The organism is Moorena sp. SIO4A1, from assembly GCF_010672065.1.
In the GTDB taxonomy this organism is placed as follows: domain Bacteria; phylum Cyanobacteriota; class Cyanobacteriia; order Cyanobacteriales; family Coleofasciculaceae; genus Moorena.
Genome location: NZ_JAAHHX010000562.1, coordinates 1 through 1,666 on the forward strand (window position 1 = coordinate 1; position 1,666 = coordinate 1,666).

The following is a 1,666-nucleotide window of genomic DNA, read 5'->3' on the forward strand; positions in this document are numbered from 1 at the left end:
TACCTCACATTCTGAGTCAGGGGTAAAGACGCTTTCAATTACAACTTGGGTAGCTTTTGCTAGTTGATTAACTGTATCTTCGATAATGCTAATGGCTACCTGATCGCCTTCAGCGGCTGCTTGATCCACAATTGGTGCTAAGGATGCAATTTCTTTGACTCCCCACCCTGGCTGATAAATAATATCTGTGATATAATTAAAGTTTGATAAGTTAAAATGGGTGGTAAAGCGCTCCTGAAGACTAGTTGCTGTTAGACTAGTAACTGCGCAGCCATCATAGGCGTTGATAGCGGCTCGTAATCCAGAGATGGCAATGTGATAGGCACTGCCAACATCTCCTAGGATATGCCCCCAGCCACCAACTCGCTTGGTATTTCCCTGGGCATTGCGTCCAAAAACAATTGAGCCGGTGCCTGCGATCGCAACAACTCCCACAGGCTTACCGACTCCCCCCACTAAGGCAATCAAAGCATCATCACAAATAACAACAGTAGAGGGGAGTAATGCCCAAGTGACCGGAATTGTCTGACTTGACAACAACTGTTCGACGAAGCCTTGCACCACTTCTCTATCTCGTGGACGACCAACACCGGCTAATCCCAAACAAATGGCTTCCACTGTGACCGATTCCATGGACAGTTTAGCGGAAGCTTGTTGGGTGGCTTGGCGAATCGCTGATTCTATGGAGGCGAAAGCGGTTTTGATACCAACGGTGTGATAATTGGAGGCGTCGGCTTCTGCTCGACCTAGGACTTGACCTTGGTGGTTGATCACTACACAAAGGGTTTTACTGGCACCGCCATCTATTCCAATTACACAGCTTGTCATTTATAGTTAGTTGACTCTCATGAAACTGGCATCTTGCCAGTTCTACGCACATTGAAACTGGCAAGATGCCAGTTCTACCCAAGATGAAATACATGAAACTGGCAAGATGCCAGTTCTACTAAGATGCCAGTTTAGCGATGGCTCGAAGAGCCCGCCAAAGGCGATCGCATCCAAAACTAGCCAAAAGCCTACAATTAGTTGTTATCTGAGTCTTCTGGCTTGAGAAGGGCATCGACTAATACTGTGACTTGCACCAGGGTATTGATCACATCACTGGCTTGGGTAAAGGGTTTATTTTCATACTCGCAGTAGGCTGACCAGATTACAGGAATAGCAATCAGTCCGACGAGCCAACGCTTGATGGTTTTAGGATTATACATGGGCAGGGAAAAAAAACAACAGCCTCATCTGTTTTTGTTAACCCTCTCCAAGACCGATTCCATGCCAAATCATTGGTTTTGCCCCCCTAACCCCCCAAATCTGGGGGGAAAAAGTCACGAAAGTCCCCCAAGTTTGGGGGATTTAGGGGGCAATAGGTAAGTCCTGTTTAAAAAATTTTTTCCGACTTTGCATAGAATCCGGGGTTGGCCACCGTTAGTTATTTAGAAAGGTGCATCCAGGAGATGGATTGAGATGGAGTTAACCTATGGACGAACTGGACGAACGACTGCAACAGCTAGCTTTAGAAGCTCAACAGCATTCCTCACGCCGTGGCCGTTGTCTAGCCCTGACTCGGCTAATTCAAATGATTGAAACATCTGGCAGATTATCTCGCAGGAGATATGACACTCCTGAGGAGGTTTACAATGATGCACTTCAAGAGACTTTGTTGTATGTG

The 1,666-nt window shown here is 46.5% G+C and carries 2 protein-coding genes and 1 pseudogene; 1 reads left to right on the forward strand and 2 read right to left on the reverse strand.

Annotated elements, in window-relative coordinates; translation table 11 throughout:
- Both F6K53_RS40650 and F6K53_RS40655 read right to left on the reverse strand, forming a co-directional pair.
- A partial coding sequence (locus F6K53_RS40650; protein WP_293085872.1) for a BadF/BadG/BcrA/BcrD ATPase family protein occupies positions 1-828 on the reverse strand: 828 nt, incomplete at its 3' end.
- Positions 829-1,022: 194 nt separating this feature from the next.
- Positions 1,023-1,208, reverse strand: a complete 186-nt coding sequence (locus tag F6K53_RS40655) for a hypothetical protein (RefSeq protein WP_293085875.1) — start codon at positions 1,206-1,208, stop codon at positions 1,023-1,025.
- A gap of 266 nt (positions 1,209-1,474) precedes the next feature.
- Between F6K53_RS40655 and F6K53_RS40660 the strand changes: the two are divergent.
- A pseudogene (locus tag F6K53_RS40660) lies at positions 1,475-1,666 on the forward strand (hypothetical protein); the annotation flags it as partial.